This window comes from Bisbaumannia salifodinae (assembly GCF_055388505.1).
Genome location: NZ_AP043781.1, coordinates 3,598,234 through 3,617,041, shown reverse-complemented (window position 1 = coordinate 3,617,041; position 18,808 = coordinate 3,598,234). Strand labels below are relative to the sequence as shown.

Annotated in this window: 19 protein-coding genes; 1 reads left to right on the top strand and 18 read right to left on the bottom strand. The window is 68.0% G+C overall.

Annotated features, from left to right (window positions below; genetic code table 11):
* Nucleotides 1-99: 99 nt before the first annotated feature.
* The 14 genes from der to trmJ form a co-directional block, all read right to left on the bottom strand.
* The gene (gene der, locus ACZ5EF_RS16875) at nt 100-1,506 is read right to left on the bottom strand and encodes a ribosome biogenesis GTPase Der (protein ID WP_346061457.1); all 1,407 of its coding nucleotides are present in this window, start codon (nt 1,504-1,506) and stop codon (nt 100-102) included.
* Nucleotides 1,503-2,654 carry an outer membrane protein assembly factor BamB gene (gene bamB / locus ACZ5EF_RS16870; protein WP_346061458.1) on the bottom strand — a complete coding sequence of 384 codons (1,152 nt, stop codon included), beginning with the start codon at nt 2,652-2,654 and terminating at the stop codon, nt 1,503-1,505. Before bamB ends, der begins: the two co-directional genes overlap by 4 nt.
* A complete protein-coding gene (locus ACZ5EF_RS16865) occupies nt 2,651-3,310 on the bottom strand; it encodes a YfgM family protein (RefSeq protein WP_346061459.1) in 660 nt (219 codons plus the stop codon). Before ACZ5EF_RS16865 ends, bamB begins: the two co-directional genes overlap by 4 nt.
* A 33-nt stretch (nt 3,311-3,343) precedes the next feature.
* Entirely contained in the window at nt 3,344-4,627 is a 1,284-nt protein-coding gene (gene hisS / locus ACZ5EF_RS16860; RefSeq protein WP_346061460.1) for a histidine--tRNA ligase, read from the bottom strand.
* Nucleotides 4,628-4,652: 25 nt separating this feature from the next.
* The gene (gene ispG, locus ACZ5EF_RS16855; protein ID WP_346061461.1) at nt 4,653-5,765 is read right to left on the bottom strand and encodes a flavodoxin-dependent (E)-4-hydroxy-3-methylbut-2-enyl-diphosphate synthase; all 1,113 of its coding nucleotides are present in this window, start codon (nt 5,763-5,765) and stop codon (nt 4,653-4,655) included.
* 11 nt (nt 5,766-5,776) lie between these two features.
* Entirely contained in the window at nt 5,777-6,760 is a 984-nt protein-coding gene (locus tag ACZ5EF_RS16850; protein ID WP_346061462.1) for a RodZ domain-containing protein, read from the bottom strand.
* 30 nt (nt 6,761-6,790) lie between these two features.
* Nucleotides 6,791-7,525, bottom strand: a complete 735-nt coding sequence (gene pilW / locus ACZ5EF_RS16845; protein ID WP_346061463.1) for a type IV pilus biogenesis/stability protein PilW — start codon at nt 7,523-7,525, stop codon at nt 6,791-6,793.
* Nucleotides 7,526-7,639: 114 nt separating this feature from the next.
* A complete protein-coding gene (gene rlmN, locus ACZ5EF_RS16840) occupies nt 7,640-8,764 on the bottom strand; it encodes a dual-specificity RNA methyltransferase RlmN (RefSeq protein WP_346061464.1) in 1,125 nt (374 codons plus the stop codon).
* A 70-nt stretch (nt 8,765-8,834) separates the two neighbouring features.
* Complete coding sequence (ndk, locus tag ACZ5EF_RS16835) at nt 8,835-9,260, bottom strand: nucleoside-diphosphate kinase (RefSeq protein WP_346061465.1); 426 nt, start codon at nt 9,258-9,260, stop codon at nt 8,835-8,837.
* A gap of 215 nt (nt 9,261-9,475) precedes the next feature.
* Nucleotides 9,476-9,802, bottom strand: coding sequence for a HesB/IscA family protein (locus ACZ5EF_RS16830; protein WP_346061466.1), 327 nt, complete (start codon nt 9,800-9,802; stop codon nt 9,476-9,478).
* 30 nt (nt 9,803-9,832) lie between these two features.
* The gene (locus tag ACZ5EF_RS16825; RefSeq protein ID WP_346061467.1) at nt 9,833-10,981 is read right to left on the bottom strand and encodes an aminotransferase class V-fold PLP-dependent enzyme; all 1,149 of its coding nucleotides are present in this window, start codon (nt 10,979-10,981) and stop codon (nt 9,833-9,835) included.
* A 37-nt stretch (nt 10,982-11,018) separates the two neighbouring features.
* Nucleotides 11,019-11,489: a Fe-S cluster assembly transcriptional regulator IscR gene (gene iscR, locus ACZ5EF_RS16820; RefSeq protein ID WP_346061468.1), complete on the bottom strand. Its 471-nt coding sequence runs from the start codon at nt 11,487-11,489 to the stop codon at nt 11,019-11,021.
* 90 nt (nt 11,490-11,579) lie between these two features.
* Entirely contained in the window at nt 11,580-12,452 is an 873-nt protein-coding gene (cysE, locus tag ACZ5EF_RS16815; protein ID WP_379729119.1) for a serine O-acetyltransferase, read from the bottom strand.
* Between the two features lie 112 nt (nt 12,453-12,564).
* Nucleotides 12,565-13,332 (bottom strand): tRNA (cytosine(32)/uridine(32)-2'-O)-methyltransferase TrmJ, encoded by a 768-nt coding sequence (gene trmJ / locus ACZ5EF_RS16810; protein WP_346061469.1) that lies wholly within the window; start codon nt 13,330-13,332, stop codon nt 12,565-12,567.
* Nucleotides 13,333-13,494: 162 nt separating this feature from the next.
* Between trmJ and ACZ5EF_RS16805 the strand changes: the two genes are divergently transcribed.
* Nucleotides 13,495-14,289 (top strand): inositol monophosphatase family protein, encoded by a 795-nt coding sequence (locus tag ACZ5EF_RS16805; protein ID WP_346061470.1) that lies wholly within the window; start codon nt 13,495-13,497, stop codon nt 14,287-14,289.
* Between the two features lie 80 nt (nt 14,290-14,369).
* On the opposite strand, the gene secF is transcribed toward ACZ5EF_RS16805, so the two are convergent.
* The 4 genes from secF to tgt form a co-directional block, all read right to left on the bottom strand.
* Nucleotides 14,370-15,293 carry a protein translocase subunit SecF gene (gene secF, locus ACZ5EF_RS16800; RefSeq protein WP_346061471.1) on the bottom strand — a complete coding sequence of 308 codons (924 nt, stop codon included), beginning with the start codon at nt 15,291-15,293 and terminating at the stop codon, nt 14,370-14,372.
* A 9-nt stretch (nt 15,294-15,302) separates the two neighbouring features.
* A complete protein-coding gene (secD, locus tag ACZ5EF_RS16795) occupies nt 15,303-17,153 on the bottom strand; it encodes a protein translocase subunit SecD (protein ID WP_346061472.1) in 1,851 nt (616 codons plus the stop codon).
* An 82-nt stretch (nt 17,154-17,235) separates the two neighbouring features.
* A complete protein-coding gene (yajC, locus tag ACZ5EF_RS16790) occupies nt 17,236-17,565 on the bottom strand; it encodes a preprotein translocase subunit YajC (RefSeq protein ID WP_346061473.1) in 330 nt (109 codons plus the stop codon).
* Between the two features lie 78 nt (nt 17,566-17,643).
* Nucleotides 17,644-18,762: a tRNA guanosine(34) transglycosylase Tgt gene (gene tgt / locus ACZ5EF_RS16785; protein ID WP_346061848.1), complete on the bottom strand. Its 1,119-nt coding sequence runs from the start codon at nt 18,760-18,762 to the stop codon at nt 17,644-17,646.
* Nucleotides 18,763-18,808 lie beyond the last annotated feature (46 nt).

Below are 18,808 nucleotides of genomic sequence, written 5' to 3'. Positions count from 1 at the left end.
GGTGGCGTCCAATGCCGTCTTGGCATGGGGCCGGAAACGCCGCCGCCCGGGGCATCCAGGATGCCACCGGGCGGCGGTGAAGCAAGGGCGCGCTCACGCTCAGCGGCGACTCTTGCGCGCCTCCTTGGTGCGGCCCAGTTCGCGCTTCTTGGCCTTCTCCCGGTCGCTGGCGCCGGCATCGGCGTCATAGGGGTTGTGGCCGGAGCGGAACTCGAAGCGGATCGGCGTGCCGCGCACCTTGAGCACCTTGCGGAAGGTGTTGGTCAGGTAGCGCTTGTAGGCCTCCGGCAGCGACGCGGTCTGGTTGCCATGGACCACGATGATCGGCGGGTTGGCACCGCCCTGGTGGGCCATGCGCAGCTTGATGCGCCGCCCGCGCACCAGCGGTGGCTGGTGCTCGCCGACCGCGTCCTGAAGGATGGTGGTCAGGCGATTGGTGGACCAGCGGGTGGTGGAGGAGGCGAAGGCCCGCTCGATGGAGGGGTAGAGGTCGCCCACCCCGGTGCCGTGCAGGGCCGAGATAAAGTGCAGGTCGGCGTAGTCGGCGAAGCCCAGGCGGCGCTTGATCTCGGCGCGCATCTTGTCCTTCTGCTCGCTCTCCAGGCCATCCCACTTGTTGACCGCCAGCACCAGGGCGCGGCCGCTGGAGAGCACATAGTCGAGCAGGTGCAGGTCCTGCTCGACCAGGCCCGAGCGGGCGTCCAGCACCATGACCGCCACATGGCACTCCTTGATCGCCTCCAGGGTCTTGATGATGGAGAACTTCTCGGCGATCTCGCGGACGTTCTTGCGGCGCCGGATACCGGCGGTATCCACCAGTACATAGGGTCGGCCGCGGCGCTCGAAGGGGATCTCGATGGCGTCGCGGGTGGTGCCCGCCTCGTCGAAGACCACCACCCGCTCCTCGCCGAGCAGGCGGTTGACCAGGGTCGACTTGCCCACATTGGGGCGGCCGATGACGCCGATGCGGATGCCGTCGTCCCGCTCCGGCACCGCCTCTTCCTCGGGCTGCTCCGGGAAGGGCGAGAGCACCTCCTCGATCAGCCGGCTGACGTTGCGGCCATGGGCGGCGGCGATGGGCCAGGGATCACCGCCCAGGCCCAGCTGCCAGAAGTCGGCCATGGCCGAGTGCTCTTCCAGGCCATCGGTCTTGTTGACCACCAGCCAGGTCTTCTTCTGGTTGACTCGCAGGTGGTTGGCGATGGCCTCGTCGGCCACGTTGAGGCCGGCCCGGGCATCCACCAGGAAGAGCACGATATCGGCCTCGTCGATGGCGGCCAGGGACTGCTCGGCCATGGCCGCATCGATGCCTTCCTCGTCGCCGCTGATGCCGCCGGTGTCGATCACCGTGAACGGCTTGTCGCCGAGGCGTCCGTTACCGTACTTGCGGTCGCGGGTCAGGCCGGGGAAGTCGGCCACCAGCGCGTCCCGCGAGCGGGTCAGCCGGTTGAAGAGGGTCGACTTGCCCACATTGGGGCGGCCGACCAGGGCAATTACAGGGGTCATGGTGTCTCGCGAATGGTCAGGGCTTCGAGTCGCCCGTCGTTGGCCAGCACATGGATCTGGCGGCCCTCGGTGAGGGGGCGCAGCATGATGCCGGAACGGTTGATGCGGGTACGGCCGGCCAGCTCGCCGTCGCGGGCCTCCAGCAGGTGCAGGTAACCCTCGAAGTCACCGAACACCAGCTTGCCGTCGGCGAAGGCCGGGGCGGTGAGCCAGCGCCCCTCCAGGTCCTCGTTGCGCCAGATCGGCTGGCCGTTGAGGGCGTCCAGGGCGAGCACATGGCCGGCCTCGTTGACGGTGAACAGGAAGTCACCCACCAGCAGCGGGGTCAGGTAGCTGGAGTGGTCGCGTTCCCACATCACCTCGCCGGTGGTGGCCTCCAGGGCCACCAGGCGGCCATTATAGCTGGTCACGTAGAGGCGACCGTCCGGGGTCAGCAGCGGCTGACCGTCCAGGTCGACCAGGCGGGCGATCTCGCTGCGGCCCTGGGGCACGGCGACCCGCAGGTCCCACAGCGGCTGGCCGCTGCGGTTGTCGAGGGTCACCAGGCGGCCGTTGGCGAAACCGGCGAAGGTGACCGGTTCGATCACCTGGGGGGTGCCGGTGCCGCGCAGGGTCAGGGCCGGCTCGTTGGCGGCGTAGACCCAGCGCTCGGCGCCGCTGGCGCGATCCAGGGCGGTGACGCTACCGTCGACGCTCTGCACCACCAGCAGCTGCTGGTTGGGTTGGGGGGCGGCCAGCACCTCGCTGGGCACCCGGGCGCGCCACTCGACGCTGCCGTCGGCCTGGCGCAGGGCCAGTACCTCGCCGTTGCGGGTGCCCAGGTAGAGGCGCTCGGCCACGGCGGTGATGCCGCTGGAGATGGCCTCCCCCAGGTCCTGGCGCCACTCGACGTCGCCGCTATTGGCGTCGATGGCCATCAGGCGACCCTCGGCATCGGCGGCGAACAGGGTATCGCCGTCGCGGGCCGGGCTGATCGGGTAGCTGGCACGGCCCAGGCCGTCGCCGATGCCGCGGCTCCAGTCGGCGCGCAGCTCGCTGCTGGCCTCGAAGGCCTCCAGGGCCTTGGGCGGGTACTGCGGTTCACTCTTGCTGGCACAGCCGGCCAGCAGCGCCAGGGCGGCGCAGGCGATCACCAGGGTCGGTTTCATTGGTCGGCTCCTTCCTGACCGAGGTCATCCAGCTTGAGCTGGACGCCATAGAGGGCCTGGCCATGGCGCTCGGCCAGGCTCAAGGCATCGCGGTAGGCGCGGCGGGCCTCGTCCACCTCGCCCAGGGCCAACTGGGCATCGCCGCGCAGTTCGGCGCGCTGGGCGGCCAGGGACTCGCCCAGCTCACTACCCAGGGTCTCCAGGGCGGCCTGGGGCTCGTCATCGGCCAGTTGCAGGCGGGCCAGGCGCAGCCGCGCCAGGTCGCCCACATAGGCATCATCGCTGCCCTGCACCAGGTCGCCGAGCACGGCACGGGCGGCGACCCGGTCGCCGGCCTCCACCGCCAGGCGCGCCTCGATCAGCCGCGACAGGTCGGCGTAGAGGGTGCGGCCATGGTTATCGGTGATCTCGTCCACCAGGCGCTGGGCCTCGGCCAGGCCGGCCTCGTCGAGAGTCGACTGGGAGGCCAGGCCGATCAGCTGCTGATAGCGCAGGGAAGCGGCCTCCGCCTGGTTGGCCTGGTAGCCCTGCCAGGCATTCCAGCCGAGCAGGCCGGCGGCGGCCAGCACCACGCCGGCCACCAGCGCCATGCCGTTTTCCTTCCACCAGCGCTTGAGGGCTTCTACCTGCTCTTCTTCGGTTCTCAGCTCCGCCACGGGCGGTCTCCTTGTCGATCGATATGTCGCGGGTCAGGGGGCGAGCAGTTCCGGCAGGGCCTGGGCCAGGCTATCCCGGTCCAGGCTCTGCTGGTCGCGCTCCTCGCGCAGGAACTTGACGGTCACACGGCCTTCGGCCAGCTCGTCCTCGCCGAGCAGCAGGGCCAGGCGCGCCCCGCTCTTGTCGGCCTTCTTGATCTGGCTCTTGAAGCTGCCGCCGCCGCAGTGCGCCTGCAGGCGCAGCCGGGGCAGGGCGCTACGCAGTTCCTCGCCGAGCAGCAGGGCGGCGTGGGAGGCGGCCTCGCCCATGCCCAGCAGGTAGAGGTCCAGGCCCGGCTGGGCCTCGGCGGGCATCAGTTCCAGGGTCTCGAGCAGCAGGATCAGGCGCTCGATGCCCATGGCGAAGCCCACCGCCGGGGTCGGCTTGCCGCCCAGCTGCTCCACCAGGCCGTCGTAGCGGCCGCCGGCACAGACGGTGCCCTGGCTGCCGAGTGCCCTGGTGGTCCACTCGAAGACGGTACGCGAGTAGTAATCCAGGCCGCGCACCAGGCGCGGATTGATCACATAGTCGATGCCGGCACCATCGAGCAGGGCGGTCAAGGCCTCGAAGTGCGCCTGGGACTCGGCATCCAGGTGATCCATCAGCCGCGGCGCGGCGTCCAGCATGGCCGCCATGTCCGGGTTCTTGGAGTCGAGGATGCGCAGCGGGTTGCTGCTCAGGCGACGCAGGGAGTCCTCGTCGAGCAGCTCGCGATGCGCCTCGAAGTAGGCCACCAGGGTGTCACGATAGGCGGCGCGGGCTTCCAGGGAGCCCAGGGAGTTGAGCTCCAGGGTGACGTGCTCCATCAGCCCCAGTTCCTGCCACAACCGGGCGGTGAGCAGGATCAGCTCGGCGTCCACGTCGGGCCCCTCGAAGCCGAAGGTCTCGACCCCGACCTGATGGAACTGGCGGTAGCGGCCCTTCTGGGGGCGCTCGTGGCGGAACATCGGGCCCTGGTACCAGAGGCGCTGGGTCTGGTTATGCAGCAGGCCATGCTCCATGGCGGCACGCACGCAGCTCGCCGTGCCCTCGGGGCGCAGGGTCAGGCTGTCGCCGTTGCGGTCCTCGAAGGTGTACATCTCCTTCTCGACGATGTCGGTGACCTCGCCGATGGAGCGCGCGAACAGGGCGGTCTGCTCGACGATGGGGGTGCGGATCTCGGCATAGCCGTAGCGCCGCATCAGGTCACGCACCTTGCCCTCGAAGTACTGCCACAGCGGGGACTGCTCCGGCAGCAGGTCGTTCATGCCACGGATGGCCTGGATCTTCTTGCTCAACATTGACTCCTTGATGGGGGCGCCCTCAGCCGCGGGCGATCGTATCCTTCTCGGCGGCTTCCTTCTCGCGCACCTTGGTGCGGATCAGCGCCTCCAGCTCGTCGACCAGGTTGTCGTTGCGCAGCTTGCTGGCCGGCTTGCCATCGATATAGACGAGGTTGGCGGGGCTGCCGCCGGTGAGGCCGATATCGCTCTCCTTGGCCTCGCCGGGTCCGTTGACCACGCAGCCGATCACCGAGACGTCCAGCGGGGTCATGATGTCCTCGAGGCGCTCCTCCAGGGCATTCATGGTGCCGATGACGTCGAAATTCTGCCGCGAGCAGCTGGGACAGGCGATGAAATTGATGCCCTTGGCGCGCAGGCGCAGGCTCTTGAGCATGTCATAGCCGACCTTGATCTCCTCCACCGGATCGGCGGCCAGCGACACCCGGATGGTGTCGCCGATGCCGTCCATCAGCAGCAGGCCCAGGCCGATGGAAGACTTGACGGTGCCGGAGCGCAGCCCCCCCGCCTCGGTGATCCCCAGGTGCAGGGGCTGTTCGATGCGCCCCGCCAGGTCACGGTAGGCGGCCACCGCCATAAAGACGTCGCTGGCCTTGACGCTGACCTTGTACTCCTGGAAATCGAGGCGATCCAGGTGATCGATATGGCGCATGGCGGACTCCACCAGTGCCGCCGGGGTCGGCTCGCCGTATTTCTTCTGCAGGTCCTTCTCCAGCGAGCCTGCATTGACGCCGATACGGATCGGGATGCCGTTGTCCCGGGCCGCGGAGACCACGGCGCGCACCCGGTCCTCGCGGCCGATATTGCCGGGGTTGATGCGCAGGCAATCGACGCCGAGTTCGGCGACCCGCAGGGCGATCTTGTAATCGAAATGGATATCCGCCACCAGCGGTACCGCCACCTGCCGCTTGATCTGGCCGAAGGCCTCGGCGGCGTCCATGTCGGGCACCGAGACCCGCACGATGTCGGCGCCGGCGGCCTCCAGGCGCTGGATCTGGGCCACGGTAGCGGCCACGTCCAGGGTGTTGGTGTTGGTCATGCTCTGCACCGAGATGGGCGCATCGCCTCCCACGGGCACCTGACCCACATGAATCTGGCGCGACTGACGACGGATGATCGGAGATTGGGCGTGCATAGGACTAAGGGTCATTCTCCCAGGGTGAAGCGCGCGACGTTATTGGCGCCGGCGCGGGCACCGAGATCGATGCTCTCGCCGCGGTAGCGCAGCTCGACGCCGGTGGCGTTGCCGATGGTCAGACGGAAGGGCGGCTCGCCCTCCACGTTGGCGGTCTGCCCCGGCTCCTGCAGGCCGATCAGGATGCGCTGGTTGCCGGCGTCGAAGATCTCGGTCCAGGACTGTTCGTTGAAGGTCAGCTCCAGGCGCCGCGGATCCGCGGCGACCGGGGCGGCCTCTTCCTCGTCGGCGGGCTCGTCGGCCGCCTCGGCGATGGGGGGCGCGGCATCGGCCTCGTCGGCCACGCTGGCCTCATCATCGGCCGGGGTGGTGTCGCTCTCGGGAGCGACCTCCGGGGGCGTCGCCTCTATGCGGGGCGCCTCGATCGCCGGCGTCTCGATGGCGGCTGCCTCGGGCTCGGGGCCCTGGTCGGTGGCCACCTGGCTGGACCAGTCGCGGCTGGGCTCGCCGGCCGGGGTGCCGTCCAGGCTATCCACCGCCACCGGGCTATCGTCCTCGAGCCCGGCCAGCTCGTTGCCGCCACGGCTCTGCCACCACAGCAGGGTGAGGCCGATCAGGCCGGCGATCACCAGCAGGGTGACCAGCTTGAAGAGCCAGGCGCCCAGCCGCGACGGCGGCTTGGTGACCTGCACCGGGGTCACCGGGCGTTCCGCCTCCTGGCTGCCGTGGCGGGCATTGTAGGCGGCGATCACCGGGCCATCGTCGATGCCCAGGAAGCGGGCATAGGCGCGCAGGTAGCCGCGCCGGTAGGCGGAGACGGGCACCTCGCCGTAGTCGTCCTCTTCCAGGCCGCCGATCACCGCCGGGCGCAGGTTGATGGCCGCGGCGGCCTGCTCCAGGGAGAGGCCCTGTCGCTCCCGTTCGGCCTTGAGCAGGGTGCCGGGAGAGTCGCTGGTGGATACCGCATCGGTTGAGGGGGCGTGCATGTCGCTCATGACTGAGCATCCTTGATCGAGAGTCGGGGGTCAGAGGGTGCCATGAGGACGCAGCGGCAGATTCGATGACGAGGTGTCGCCGCCCCGGGCGGCGCTGATCTGGTTGGCCAGGCGCTGGCTGTCGGGGGTGGCGCCGGCCAGGCGCATAAAGACCTGCAGCTGCTCCCAGGCACGCGAATAATTTCCCTGGGCGTACTCGAGTTCGGCCAGCAGGTAATAGCTGCGCGGGGCGCGGGCGTCGATGGCCTGGGCGCGCTCCAGGCTCTGGCGCGCCGCCGCGACGTCGCCGATCTCCTGCTGACATTGGCCCAGGTTGGCGAACAGCTGGGCGCGATTATTGTACTGGGTATCGTTCGAGGCCTGCTCCAACTGCTCGCAAGCTTCGCGGGTGCGGCCGCGATCATAGAGGAAGGCCGCATAGTTGTTGCGCGCCCGGGTAAAGCCGGGGTCGTTGCTCAGGGCGCGTTGGAAGAACTCGTCGGCCAGGCGCGTCTCGCCCTGGCGTTGATAGACGATGGCCATGGCCTGCAAGGCCTCGCCGTCGCGGGGATCCGCCTCCAGGGCGTGATCCAGGGCGGCCATGGCCCGCGGCAGGTTGTTGCGCTCCAGATAGCCCAGCCCCAGTTCGGTATAGGCCTCGACGGGGGAGGTGCTGGACTGCTGCACCGCCTGACCGGCGCAGCCCGCCAAGCCCAGGCTGGTGGCCAGCAGCAGGGGAAGGGCCAGGCGGCGTGGGGTTCGGGTCTGGATGGAGCGACGGGTCATCGAATCCTCGCATGACGACGGGGTTGAGGCGCCGGCCGGGAACCGGGCCAAGGCCTTGATAAAAGCCTCACCATCAAAGCGCCCCGACCGGTTGAAGTCAAGGTGGCCGACGGCTCAGTCGGCGTCGATCTGGATCGACTGGATATAGCGTTCGTGGCGCTTGGTGCGATCCTTCACCCGTCCCACCAGCTGGCCGCAGGCGGCATCGATATCGTCGCCGCGGGTGGTGCGGATCGGTGCCGTATAGCCCAGCTCGTAGAGCCACTGCTGGAAGCGCATCACCTGGTTGCGGGACGGCTTCTCGTAGCCCGAATGGGGGAAGGGGTTGAAGGGAATCAGGTTGATCTTGCAGGGCAACTCCTCGAGTAGCTCGGCGAGCTGCCTGGCATGTTCCTGCTGGTCGTTGACGTCCTTGATCACCGTGTACTCGATGGTGACCATGCGGGTGTCGTCGCACTTGCTCAGGTAACGCTGGCAGGCGTCGAGCAGGGTACGAATATTGTACTTGCGGTTGAGCGGCACCAGCTCGTTGCGCAGCTCGTCGTTGGCGGCGTGCAGCGAGATGGCCAGGCTCACGTCGAGCTCGTCGCCGAGCCGGTCGATCATCGGCACCACCCCGGAGGTGGAGAGGGTGACGCGGCGCTTGGAGAGGCCGTAGCCGTTGTCGTCGAGCATCAGCTTCATGGCCGGCACGACGTTGTCGTAATTGAGCAGCGGCTCGCCCATGCCCATCATCACCACATTGGTGACCGGGCGATTGGCGGTATCCCGGCGCGGGCCCACGCTGCGCTGGGCGACCCACACCTGGCCAATGATCTCGGCGGCGGTGAGGTTGCGCTGGAAGCCCTGCTTGCCGGTGGAGCAGAAGCTGCAATCCAGCGAGCAGCCCACCTGGGAAGAGACGCACAGGGTGCGGCGCTTGCCGTTCTCGGCGGGAATCAGCACCGTCTCCACATAGCTGCCGTCCTCCACTTCCAGCACCCACTTGCGGGTGCCGTCGCTGGAGGTGCCCTCATAGACCACCCCGGGGCCACGGATCTCGGCCACCTCGTGGAGCTTGGCGCGCAGCGGCTTGGAGAGGTTGGTCATGGCCTCGAAGTCGTCGCAGCCTTCGATATGGATCCACTTCATCACCTGGGCGGCGCGGAATTTCTTCTCGCCCAGCGATACGAAGAAGGCTTCCAGCGCCTCGCGGGTCATGCCGAGCAGGTTGGTACGTTGGGGCGTGGTAGTGGTCATGGCGATCAGCGAGTCGGAGAAGGGAAAACGGCATGGGAGGCGGGAGCAGCGCTCCCGCCCGGGGCCTGGATCAGCGCGGGCAAATCTCGCTGTCCTGGAAGAAGTAGGCGATCTCGCGCGCGGCGGACTCGGCGGAGTCGGAGCCATGCACGGCATTGGCGTCGATGGTCTCGGCGAAGTCGGCGCGGATGGTGCCCGGGGCGGCTTCCTTGGGGTTGGTGGCCCCCATCAGGTCACGGTTCTTGGCGATGGCGTCTTCACCTTCCAGCACCTGCACGACCACCGGGCCGGAGGTCATGAAGCCGACCAGATCCTTGAAGAAGGGACGCTCCTTGTGCTCGGCGTAGAAACCGCCGGCCTTGTCGTCGTCCAGCTTGAGCATCTTGGCGGCGACGACCCGGAGGCCGGCCTTCTCGAAGCGGGCGATGATCTCGCCGATGGCGTTCTTGGCGACGGCGTCGGGCTTGATGATGGACAGGGTGCGTTCGATAGCCATGGGGCGTGTCTCCGTAATGGAATGGACAGGGTCTTCAGGATGACGAGGCGCCGCCGGGCTCTGGGGAAGAGCCGGCGGCGCCTCGGGCAAGTGGTTCGGCGGCGGGTGGCCGCGGGGCGAGCCGAAAAGGCGCCGAATGGGCGCGCATTATAGCGGCTTATCGACCGCCGGGACAATCGGCTCGGCATTGCGCCACCCAAGGCCTTCCCGGCGGTTCAGACGGTAAAGCTCTCGCCGCAGCCGCACTGGTCCTTGACGTTGGGGTTGTTGAAGCGGAAGAAGCGGTTCAGCCCTTCGTTGACGTAGTCCACCTCGCTGCCGTCGAGCATCTCCAGGGCCTCGGGGGCTACATAGACGGTGGCGCCATGGGCCTCGAAGGCGGTGTCCTCGGCCTCGGCCTCGTCGGCGAAGTCGAGCACATAGCTGTAGCCGGAACAGCCGCTGGGCTTGACCGAGACGCGCAGGCCCAGGCCCTGACCGCGTTCGTCGAGGACGCGGTGGATCTGTTCGGCGGCGGCGGGAGTGATCGAGAGTTGCGCCATGGGACTTGCCTCCTGCAAGGGAAGTGGGGGTCAGCGGCGTAGCCGGGTCAGGGCGTGGCGGATCTCCGCCAGGGCCTGGTCGATCTCGGCCTCGGTGGTGAAACGACCGAAGCTGAAGCGTAGCGACGCCAGGGCCCGGGCCCGGGGTACGCCGATGCCCTGCAATACATAGGATGGCTCGACGCTGGCGGAGTTGCAGGCGGAGCCGGTGGAGATGGCCAGGTTGCGCAGGGCCATCAGCAGCGACTCGCCATCCACGCCGTCGAAGGCCAGGTTGACGATATTGGGGACGGCGGCCTCCAGGCGGGTGTTGGCATGGATGCCGTCCAGGTCGGCGAGGCCGGCCAGGAAGCGCTCGCGCAGCGCGGCGATGCGTGCCTGGTCCGCTTCGCCCTCCGACTGGGCCAGGGCGAAGGCCTCGCCCATGCCGACGATCTGGTGGGTGGCCAGGGTGCCGGAGCGCATGCCGCGCTCGTGGCCGCCGCCGTGGATCAGCGCCTCCAGGCGAATCTCGGGGCTGCGCTTCACATAGAGGACACCGACGCCCTTGGGACCATAGACCTTGTGGGCGGAGAGCGACATCAGGTCGATGCCCTGGGCCGCCACGTCCAGGGGCAACTTGCCGGCGGCCTGGACGGCGTCCACATGGAAGACGGCGCCATGGGCGTGGGCCACCTCGGCCAGGGCGGCCAGGTCATGGATCACCCCCAGCTCGTTGTTGACCGCCATCAGCGAGACCAGTTGGGTGTCGTCACGCAGCGCCTCGGCGAGTTGCTCCGGGGTGATGCGGCCGTCGGTCCCCGGGCTCAGCCAGGTCACCTCGAAACCCTCGGCCTCCAGGGCCTTGGCGGTATCGACGATGGCCTTGTGTTCGATGGTCGAGGTCACCAGGTGGCGGCCGCGCTCACGGTTGGCACGCATGAAACCGATCAGCGCCAGGTTGTCCGCCTCGGTGGCGCCGCTGGTCCAGACGATCTCGCGGGGATCGGCGTTGATCAGCTCGGCGACCTGGCGGCGCGCGCCCTCCACCGCCTGTTCCGCCAGCCAGCCCGGCATATGGCTGCGCGAGGCCGGATTGGCGAAGGTGCCGTCCAGGGTCAGGTGGCGGCTCATGGCCTCGGCGACCCGGGGGTCGACCGGGGTGGTGGCGGCATAATCGAGGTAGATGGGGGCGCTCATGGGCTGAATCGGGACTCGCTGAAGAAAACGGGGCCACTCAGGGCGTGGAGGTGGCGATGGTGCCGTCGGTATGGCGCAGCCGCTGGCGTTGTGCCACCCGCTGGACCTCCTGGCGGGCGATCAGGTCGGCCAGGGTGATGCCATCCAGGAAGCCATGAATCTGTCGGGAGAGCTCGCACCACAGGTGATGGGTGAGGCAGACATCGCCCTGCTGGCAGTCGGAGAGGCCCTGGCAGCGGGTCGCATCCACCGATTCGTCCACCGCATCGATGACCCGGGCCACGGTGATCGCCTCCGGGGCCACCGCCAGCAGGTAGCCGCCGCCGGGGCCGCGCACGCTCTTGACCAGTTGGGCGCGGCGCAGCCGGGCGAAGAGCTGCTCCAGGTAGGAGAGCGAGATCTCCTGGCGGCGCGAGATATCGGCCAGGCTGGTGGGTTCGCGGCTCGCGTTCATCGCCAGGTCGAGCATGGCGGTGACCGCATAACGTCCTTTGGTGGTCAGGCGCATAGTGGAGGCACGCTTGGTCGCGGCACCAATGGCGACGCCGCGAGTGGCTGTCGGCCCACCATTATGGGGAAGCCCCAGCAGGAGGGTCAACTATTCCCCGGTGCCGGTGGCCTTGTCGTCGGGCGCCTTGGGGCGCGCCTGACGCGGCGATGGGTCGGCCTCCGCCGGTGGGCAGCAGCCGTCCATGTCGTCGAGGATCTCGGCGAAGTCCTCGTCGCGCAGCTCCGGCAGCTTGCCTTCCCGGTAGCTGGCGTCGAGCTTGCGCAGGGTGGAGCACATCCGCTCGATACGCTCGTCCACCGCATGCATATGGTCGAGCATGGCCTGCATGGAGCGGGCCATGGGGTCGGGCATGTCCTGGCTGACCCCGTAGGCGTCGAAGCCGAACTTCTTGCGGATCGCCTCGCGGCGCTCCGGATCGAAATTGGGCACCTCTTCCATGTCCGGCTCGTCACGCTTGACGACCTTGCCGGGGATGCCGACCACGGTGGCGCCGGCGGGCACCGCCTTGGTGACCACCGCATTGGAGCCGACCTTGGCCTCGGCGCCGACGGTGAAGGGGCCGAGGATCTTGGCCCCGGCGCCGACGATGACGCCATCCTCCAGGGTGGGGTGGCGCTTGCCCTTGTTCCAGCTGGTGCCGCCCAGGGTGACGCCCTGGTAGAGGGTCACGTCGTCGCCGACCTCGGCGGTCTCGCCGATCACCACCCCCATGCCGTGATCGATAAAGAAGCGCCGGCCGATCTTCGCGCCGGGGTGGATCTCCACGCCGGTGAGCCAGCGCGAGAAGCTCGAGAGGGTCCGCGCCAGCCACTTGAGGTTCTTGTTCCACAGCCAGTGGGCCAGGCGATGCAGCAGCAGGGCATGCAGGCCGGGGTAGTTGGTCAGCACTTCCAGGAAGTTGCGCGCCGCCGGGTCGCGGGCGAACACGCTGTTGATATCTTCTCGCAGGCGTTGAAACATGCGGTGATCCTTGGTGGCGATGGTTGCCACTCCCGAGGGAGCGGCAACGCGGAGACGGCCTCGACCGGTGGGTAGAGCTATGCCTTCATAGTGGGGGCCCTGACCACGGCCTTCAACCCTCGCGGCGCCGCGCCGCCTCGGCCTGCTTCTCGGTGGCGCTGAGGATGCCGCGCAGGATATTCACCTCCATGCTGTCGGGGCGGGCGCGCATCATCAGGCGGCGCAGCCGGGCCATCAGCTGGCGCGGGGTGGCCGGGTCATGGAAGCCGATGGTGATCAGGGTACGCTCCAGGTGCTCGAAATAGCGCTCCAGGTCGGCATGGCTGGCCGGCGGGGCGGTCTCGGCCATGCCCATGGGCGGCAGGGCGTCGTCGTCCTGCTGTTGATCGAGCCAGGCCAGGCGACACTCGTAGGCCAGCACCTGGACCGCGGTGGCCAGGTTCAGGGAACTGAAGTCCGGGTTGGCGGGAATATGCACGTGGGCATGGCAGCGCTGCAGCTCGGCATTGGAGAGGCCGCTGTCCTCGCGGCCGAAGACCAGGGCGATGCGCGCCTCGGGGGCGGCCAGCTCCTCGGGGAGGCGTTCGCCCAACTGGCGGGGGCTGATCATCGGCCAGGGCAGGGTGCGCGAGCGGGCGCTGGCGCCCACCACCAGGGTGCAGTCGGCCACCGCCTCCTCCAGGGTCGCCACGACCCGGGCCCGATGGACCAGGTGATCGGCCCCGGAGGCCCGGGAGACGCTGTCGGCGGTGAGTACCTCGCAGCGCGGCGCCACCAGGGCCAGGTCGGCCAGCCCCATGTTGTGCATGGCGCGGGCGGTGCCGCCGATATTGCCGGGGTGGCTGGTGCCGATCAGCACGATACGGATGCGCTCTAGCATGGGGAATACCTGGGGCTGCTGAATCCAAGGGGACAGAGTTTAGCATGTCGACAGGTGCCGTGTGCGTGGCGCAATCGGCGGGTATCTGCTAGGATTCGCGCCGTTATCTGTCGACGCCCCGCGTCCGTTCTTTAACAGTCACCGACTCCTCAAGGCCCGATCATGCATCCGATGGTCCAATTCGGCCTGCGCGCTGCCCGTAGCGCCGCCGAACAGTTTCTGCGTATCCGTGAGCGCATCGAAAACGCCCACGAAGAACACAACCTCGACCGGCTGCTGGAAGATACCGCCCGCAATGCCGAGACCCTGATCACCCGCCAGCTCGCCCGGGGCTATCCCGAGCACGGCGTGGCCGGCCGCTACACCCCGTACCGCGAGGGGCAGGGCGAGGGGCGTGACTATCACTGGCAGATCGAACCCTTCCACGGCTACTCCAACCTCAGCGTGGCCGGTCGCGGTTTCGCGCTCTCCCTGGTGTGCCTGCACAAGGGCCGCCCGGAGCATGCGATCGTTATCTGCCCCTTCAGCGACGACGAATACCTGGCCAGCCGCGGCCGGGGGGCCCAGCACAACGGCAAGCGTATCCGCGTGCCCAAGGCGTCCGCCATCGAGGGCAGCCGCCTGGCCCTGGGCCTGCCCGAGCTGTGGCAGCGCACCCGCCACTTCCCCGCCTACCTGACCCTGGCCCAGCGCCTGGGCCCCCAGGTGGAAGTCCAGCTGGCCAGCGGCAGCGGCCTGCTGGACATGGCCGAGCTGGCCGCCGGCCGCGCCGATATGGTCTTCGTGCTGGGCCTCGAGGAGCAGGACAAGCTGGCCGGCAGCCTGCTGCTCAAGGAAGCCGGGGCGCTGATCGGCTCCCTGGACGGCGCCCCCAGCGTGCCCACCGAGGGGCAGCTGATGGCCGCCAACCCGCGGCTCTTCAAGGCGCTGATGCAGCAGCTCAAGCCGCACTTCTAAGCGCCGAGCGCCAAGCACCAAGAAAAACCCCCGCCGGTGATGCCGGCGGGGGTTTTCTGTTTCTGTCTCGCTTGCCGCGGTCAGGGCAGCTCCTCGGCCTCCGGGTCTTCCTTCTTGGCCGGGATCAGGTCCTCGCGGTTGAGCTTCACCGCCAGCAGCAGGGCCGCGGACACGTAAATGGAGGAGAAGGTGCCCACCACGATGCCCAGGATCAGGGCGATGGAGAAGTAGTGGATCATGTCGCCGCCGAGCAGCAGCAGCGCCAGCAGCACCAGCAGGGTGGTGCCGGAGGTGGCCAGCGTCCGCGACAGGGTCAGGTTGATCGCCTCGTTGAAGATCGCCGGCATATCGTCGATGCGCGAGGTGCGGATCGTCTCGCGGATGCGGTCATAGACGACGATGGTGTCGTTCAGCGAGTAGCCGATCACCGCCAGCAGCGCCGCCAGCACGGTCAGGTCGAACTCCCACTGGAACAGCGCGAAGGCGCCCACCACGATAATGACGTCGTGGATCAGCGCCAGCAGGGCGCCGATGGCGAACTTGTACTGGAAGCGGAAGGCCACGTAGAGCATCACGATGCCGAGTGCCACCAGCAGGCCCAGGCCGCTCTGGTCGCGCAGCTGGTCGCCCACCTGGGCGCCGACGAACTCGGCGCGTACCAGGTCGACACCGACGCCACCCTCGCGGAGCAGGGCCACCACCTGATCGCCGACATTGGGATCGAAGGCCTGCTGCAGGCGGATCAGCACCTCGGTGGAGGCGCCGAAGGTCTGCACCGAGACATCGCGGAAGCCGGCGGCCTCCAGGGTCTGGCGCACCGTGTCCAGGGTCGGGGCCACGGCGTAGCGTACCTCCACCAGGGTGCCGCCGGTGAAGTCGAGGCCCAGATTGAGCTGCTGGAACAGCAGCGCGACGATCGACACCAGCAGCATCACGCCGGAGATCGCGAAGGCGACCCGGCGCTTGCCCATGAAGTCGAACTGGCGATTGACTAGGGTTTTCATGGTCACCTCTTAGATCCGGAGCGTCTTCAGCGGCTTGCCGCCATGGGTCAGGTTGACCATGGCGCGGGTCACCAGCAGGGCCGTGAACATCGAGGTCAGGATCCCCAGTGACAGGGTCACGGCGAAGCCCTTGACCGGACCGGTGCCGATGGAGAACAGGATCACCGCCACCAGCAGGGTGGTGATATTGGCATCGATGATGGAGGTGAAGGCACGCTCATAGCCGGCGTGGATCGCCTGCTGCACCGACAGGCCGCCGCGTAGCTCCTCGCGTATCCGCTCGAAGATCAAGACGTTGGCGTCCACCGCCATGCCCAGGGTCAGCACGATACCGGCGATGCCGGGCAGGGTCAGGGTGGCGCCCAGCAGCGACATGGCGGCCACCAGCAGCATCAGGTTGATGGCCAGGGCCAGGTTGGCGATGATGCCGAACACCTTGTAGCGGATCAGCATGAACAGCACCACCAGCAGCAGGCCGATCATCACCGACATCACCCCGCGGTCGATGTTGTCCTGCCCCAGGCTCGGCCCGATGGTGCGCTCCTGGACGAAGTAGATGGGCGCCGCCAGGGAGCCGGAGCGCAGCAGCAGGGCAAGTTCCGCCGCCTCGGTGGGGGAATCGAGGCCGGTGATGCGGAAGCTGTTGCCCAGCGCGCTCTGGATGGTGGCCAGGCTGATCAGGCCGCGCTCGGTGTAGGGGTCGCGGACCACCACCTCTTCGCCGTCCTCCATCACCACCCGGTCGCGGGTCTTGTGCTCGATAAAGAGCACCGCCATGTTGCGGCCGATATTGGTGCGGGTGGCGCGGTTCATCAGGGTGCCGCCGGTGCCGTCCAGGTTGATATTGACCTGGGGGCGGCCGCTCTCGTCGAAGCTGCGGCTGGCGCTGGAGACGCTGTCACCGGTGATGATGACATCGCGCATCAGATCGGCGCTGCGCGACTCATCATTGCGGAAGGCGAAGCGCTCGGTCTCGGCGTCCGGGGTGTCCGGGCGCGCCTCGAGGCGGAACTCCAGGTTGGCGGTGGCGCCCACCACCCGCTTGGCGGCGGCGGTATCCTGCACGCCGGGCAGTTCCACCACGATGCGGTTGGGGCCCTGGCGCTGCACCATGGGCTCGGCCACCCCCAGCTCGTTCACCCGGTTGCGCAGGGTGGTCAGGTTCTGGTTGATGGCGTAGTCCTGGATCTCGTTGACCGCCTGATCGGTGAGGCGCATGGCCAGGGCCGCGCCGCGGCCGTTGCCGAGGTTCTCGTAATCGAAGTCGGGAAACTCGCGGCTGATCAACCGGCGGGCGGTATCGCGGTCCTCTTCGTCGATAAACGACAGGGTCAGGGTGCGCTCCTCGATCTCGGTGCCGCGATAGCGGATGCGCTCGTCGCGCAGCAGTTCGCGCATGGCGCTGGCGTTGACCTCGAGACGCTGGGTCAGGGCCGCCTCCATGTCCACCTCGAGCAGGAAGTGCACGCCGCCGCGCAGGTCCAGGCCCAGGGTCATGGGCGAGGCGGCCAGGTTGGAGAGCCAGGCGGGGGTGGATTCGGCCAGGTTGATGGCCACCACCTGGTCGTCGTCCACCAGGCCGGAGATGATCTCTCGGGCGGGCAGCTGATCGTCGGCGTGCAGCAGGCGGATCAGGGTGGTATCGCCGCTCTGTTCACTGGCCTTGACGGCGATGCCGGCCTCGTCCAGGGCGCGTTCGATGCGGGTCAGTTGACGCTCGTCGAGGGCGATATCGCTGCGGGCGCTGCTGATCTGGACGGCGGGGTCTTCCGGATAGAGGTTGGGAAGGGCGTAGATCAGGCCGACGAGAAGAACCAGAAGTATAAGGAGATACTTCCACAGGGGGTAACGGTTGAGCATGCAAGCCCTGCCTTGTTGCTAACGCAAGAAATGGCGGATGCCGGGCGGGGGAAACCGCCCGGCGCGGCCGGGCGGTCGAGGATCAGATGGACTTGATGGTGCCCTTGGGCAGCACCGCCGCGACGGCGTTCTTCTGCACATTGACCTCGGTGCCGTCGGCGACTTCCATGCCGATGAACTCGTCGCTCACCTTGGTGACGCGGCCCACCAGGCCACCACCGATGACGATCTCGTCGCCCTTGGCGAGGCCGCCGATCAGTTGCTTGTGCTGCTTGGCCCGCTTGGCCTGGGGACGCCACAGCAGGAAGTAGAAGATCAGCACGAAGCCGACCAGCATCACGATCTGGGCGATACCGCCACCCGCAGCGCCGCCGCCTTCGGCATGGGCCGGAGCGATAAGGAAATCCAGCATGGGTCAGTGTCTCCTGGACAGGTTGGAAATCGTATGCCGCGGGGAGTTCCCGCGGCGGGGGCAAGCTGCGCCGCCGGGTTATTGCGGTGCCTCGGGGACCGGCAGCCCCCGGCGCGCATAGTAGTCTTCCACGAAGTTCGCCAATGTACCCGCTTCGATAGCCCCGCGCAAACCGGCCATCAGGCGCTGATAGTGGCGCAAGTTATGGATCGTATTGAGCATTGAGCCGAGCATCTCGCCGCAGCGATCCAGGTGATGCAGGTAGGCCCGGGAGAAGTGCTGGCAGGTGTAGCAGTCGCAGTCCTCTTCCAGGGGGCGAGTGTCGTGGCGATGCTTGGCGTTGCGGATCTTGACCGTGCCCTCGAAGGTGAAGAGGTGGCCGTTGCGGGCGTTGCGGGTGGGCATCACGCAGTCGAACATGTCGACGCCGCGACGCACCCCCTCGACCAGGTCCTCCGGCTTGCCCACCCCCATCAGGTAGCGGGGCTTGTCCTCCGGCATCCAGGTGGGCAGATAGTCGAGGACCTCGATCATCGCCTCCTTGGGCTCGCCCACCGAGAGGCCGCCGATGGCCAGGCCATCGAAGCCGATCTCCAGCAGGCCATCCAGGGAGCGCCGGCGCAGCTCCGGGTACATGCCGCCCTGGATGATGCCGAACAGCGCCGAGGGAGAGTCACCGTGGGCGTCCCGGGAGCGCTTGGCCCAGCGCAGCGAGCGCTCCATGGACAGCTCGGCCTCCCGCTCGGTGGCCGGGTAGGGGGTGCACTCGTCGAAGATCATCACCACGTCCGAGCCCAGGGAGCGCTGCACCGCCATGGACTCCTCGGGGCCCATGAAGACCTTGGCGCCATCCACCGGCGAGCGGAAGTGCACGCCCTCCTCGGTGATCTTGCGCATCTCGCCGAGGGAGAAGACCTGGAAGCCGCCGGAGTCGGTGAGGATCGGCTTGTCCCACTGGGCGAAGTCGTGGAGGTCGCCGTGGGCCTCGATCACCTCGGTACCGGGGCGCAGCCAGAGGTGGAAGGTGTTGCCGAGGATGATCTCGGCGCCGATCTCCTTCACCGAGGCCGGGGTCATGCCCTTGACGGTGCCGTAGGTGCCCACCGGCATAAAGGCCGGGGTCTCCACGGTGCCACGGGGGAAGGTCAGGCGGCCACGCCGCGCCCGGCCATCGCTGGCCAGGTGCTCGAAGGTCATGAAGCAGTCGTTACGCATGGGAATCTCGACATGGGAAAGGGGCTCG

Coding starts and splice junctions, on each gene's coding strand:
- der (WP_346061457.1), bottom strand. CDS start 1,506: ATGACCCCTGTAATTGCCCTGGTCGGCCGCCCCAATGTGGGCAAGTCG.
- bamB (WP_346061458.1), bottom strand. CDS start 2,654: ATGAAACCGACCCTGGTGATCGCCTGCGCCGCCCTGGCGCTGCTGGCC.
- ispG (WP_346061461.1), bottom strand. CDS start 5,765: ATGCACGCCCAATCTCCGATCATCCGTCGTCAGTCGCGCCAGATTCAT.
- ACZ5EF_RS16850 (WP_346061462.1), bottom strand. CDS start 6,760: ATGAGCGACATGCACGCCCCCTCAACCGATGCGGTATCCACCAGCGAC.
- pilW (WP_346061463.1), bottom strand. CDS start 7,525: ATGACCCGTCGCTCCATCCAGACCCGAACCCCACGCCGCCTGGCCCTT.
- rlmN (WP_346061464.1), bottom strand. CDS start 8,764: ATGACCACTACCACGCCCCAACGTACCAACCTGCTCGGCATGACCCGC.
- ndk (WP_346061465.1), bottom strand. CDS start 9,260: ATGGCTATCGAACGCACCCTGTCCATCATCAAGCCCGACGCCGTCGCC.
- ACZ5EF_RS16830 (WP_346061466.1), bottom strand. CDS start 9,802: ATGGCGCAACTCTCGATCACTCCCGCCGCCGCCGAACAGATCCACCGC.
- ACZ5EF_RS16825 (WP_346061467.1), bottom strand. CDS start 10,981: ATGAGCGCCCCCATCTACCTCGATTATGCCGCCACCACCCCGGTCGAC.
- iscR (WP_346061468.1), bottom strand. CDS start 11,489: ATGCGCCTGACCACCAAAGGACGTTATGCGGTCACCGCCATGCTCGAC.
- cysE (WP_379729119.1), bottom strand. CDS start 12,452: ATGTTTCAACGCCTGCGAGAAGATATCAACAGCGTGTTCGCCCGCGAC.
- trmJ (WP_346061469.1), bottom strand. CDS start 13,332: ATGCTAGAGCGCATCCGTATCGTGCTGATCGGCACCAGCCACCCCGGC.
- ACZ5EF_RS16805 (WP_346061470.1), top strand. CDS start 13,495: ATGCATCCGATGGTCCAATTCGGCCTGCGCGCTGCCCGTAGCGCCGCC.
- secF (WP_346061471.1), bottom strand. CDS start 15,293: ATGAAAACCCTAGTCAATCGCCAGTTCGACTTCATGGGCAAGCGCCGG.
- secD (WP_346061472.1), bottom strand. CDS start 17,153: ATGCTCAACCGTTACCCCCTGTGGAAGTATCTCCTTATACTTCTGGTT.
- yajC (WP_346061473.1), bottom strand. CDS start 17,565: ATGCTGGATTTCCTTATCGCTCCGGCCCATGCCGAAGGCGGCGGCGCT.
- tgt (WP_346061848.1), bottom strand. CDS start 18,762: ATGACCTTCGAGCACCTGGCCAGCGATGGCCGGGCGCGGCGTGGCCGC.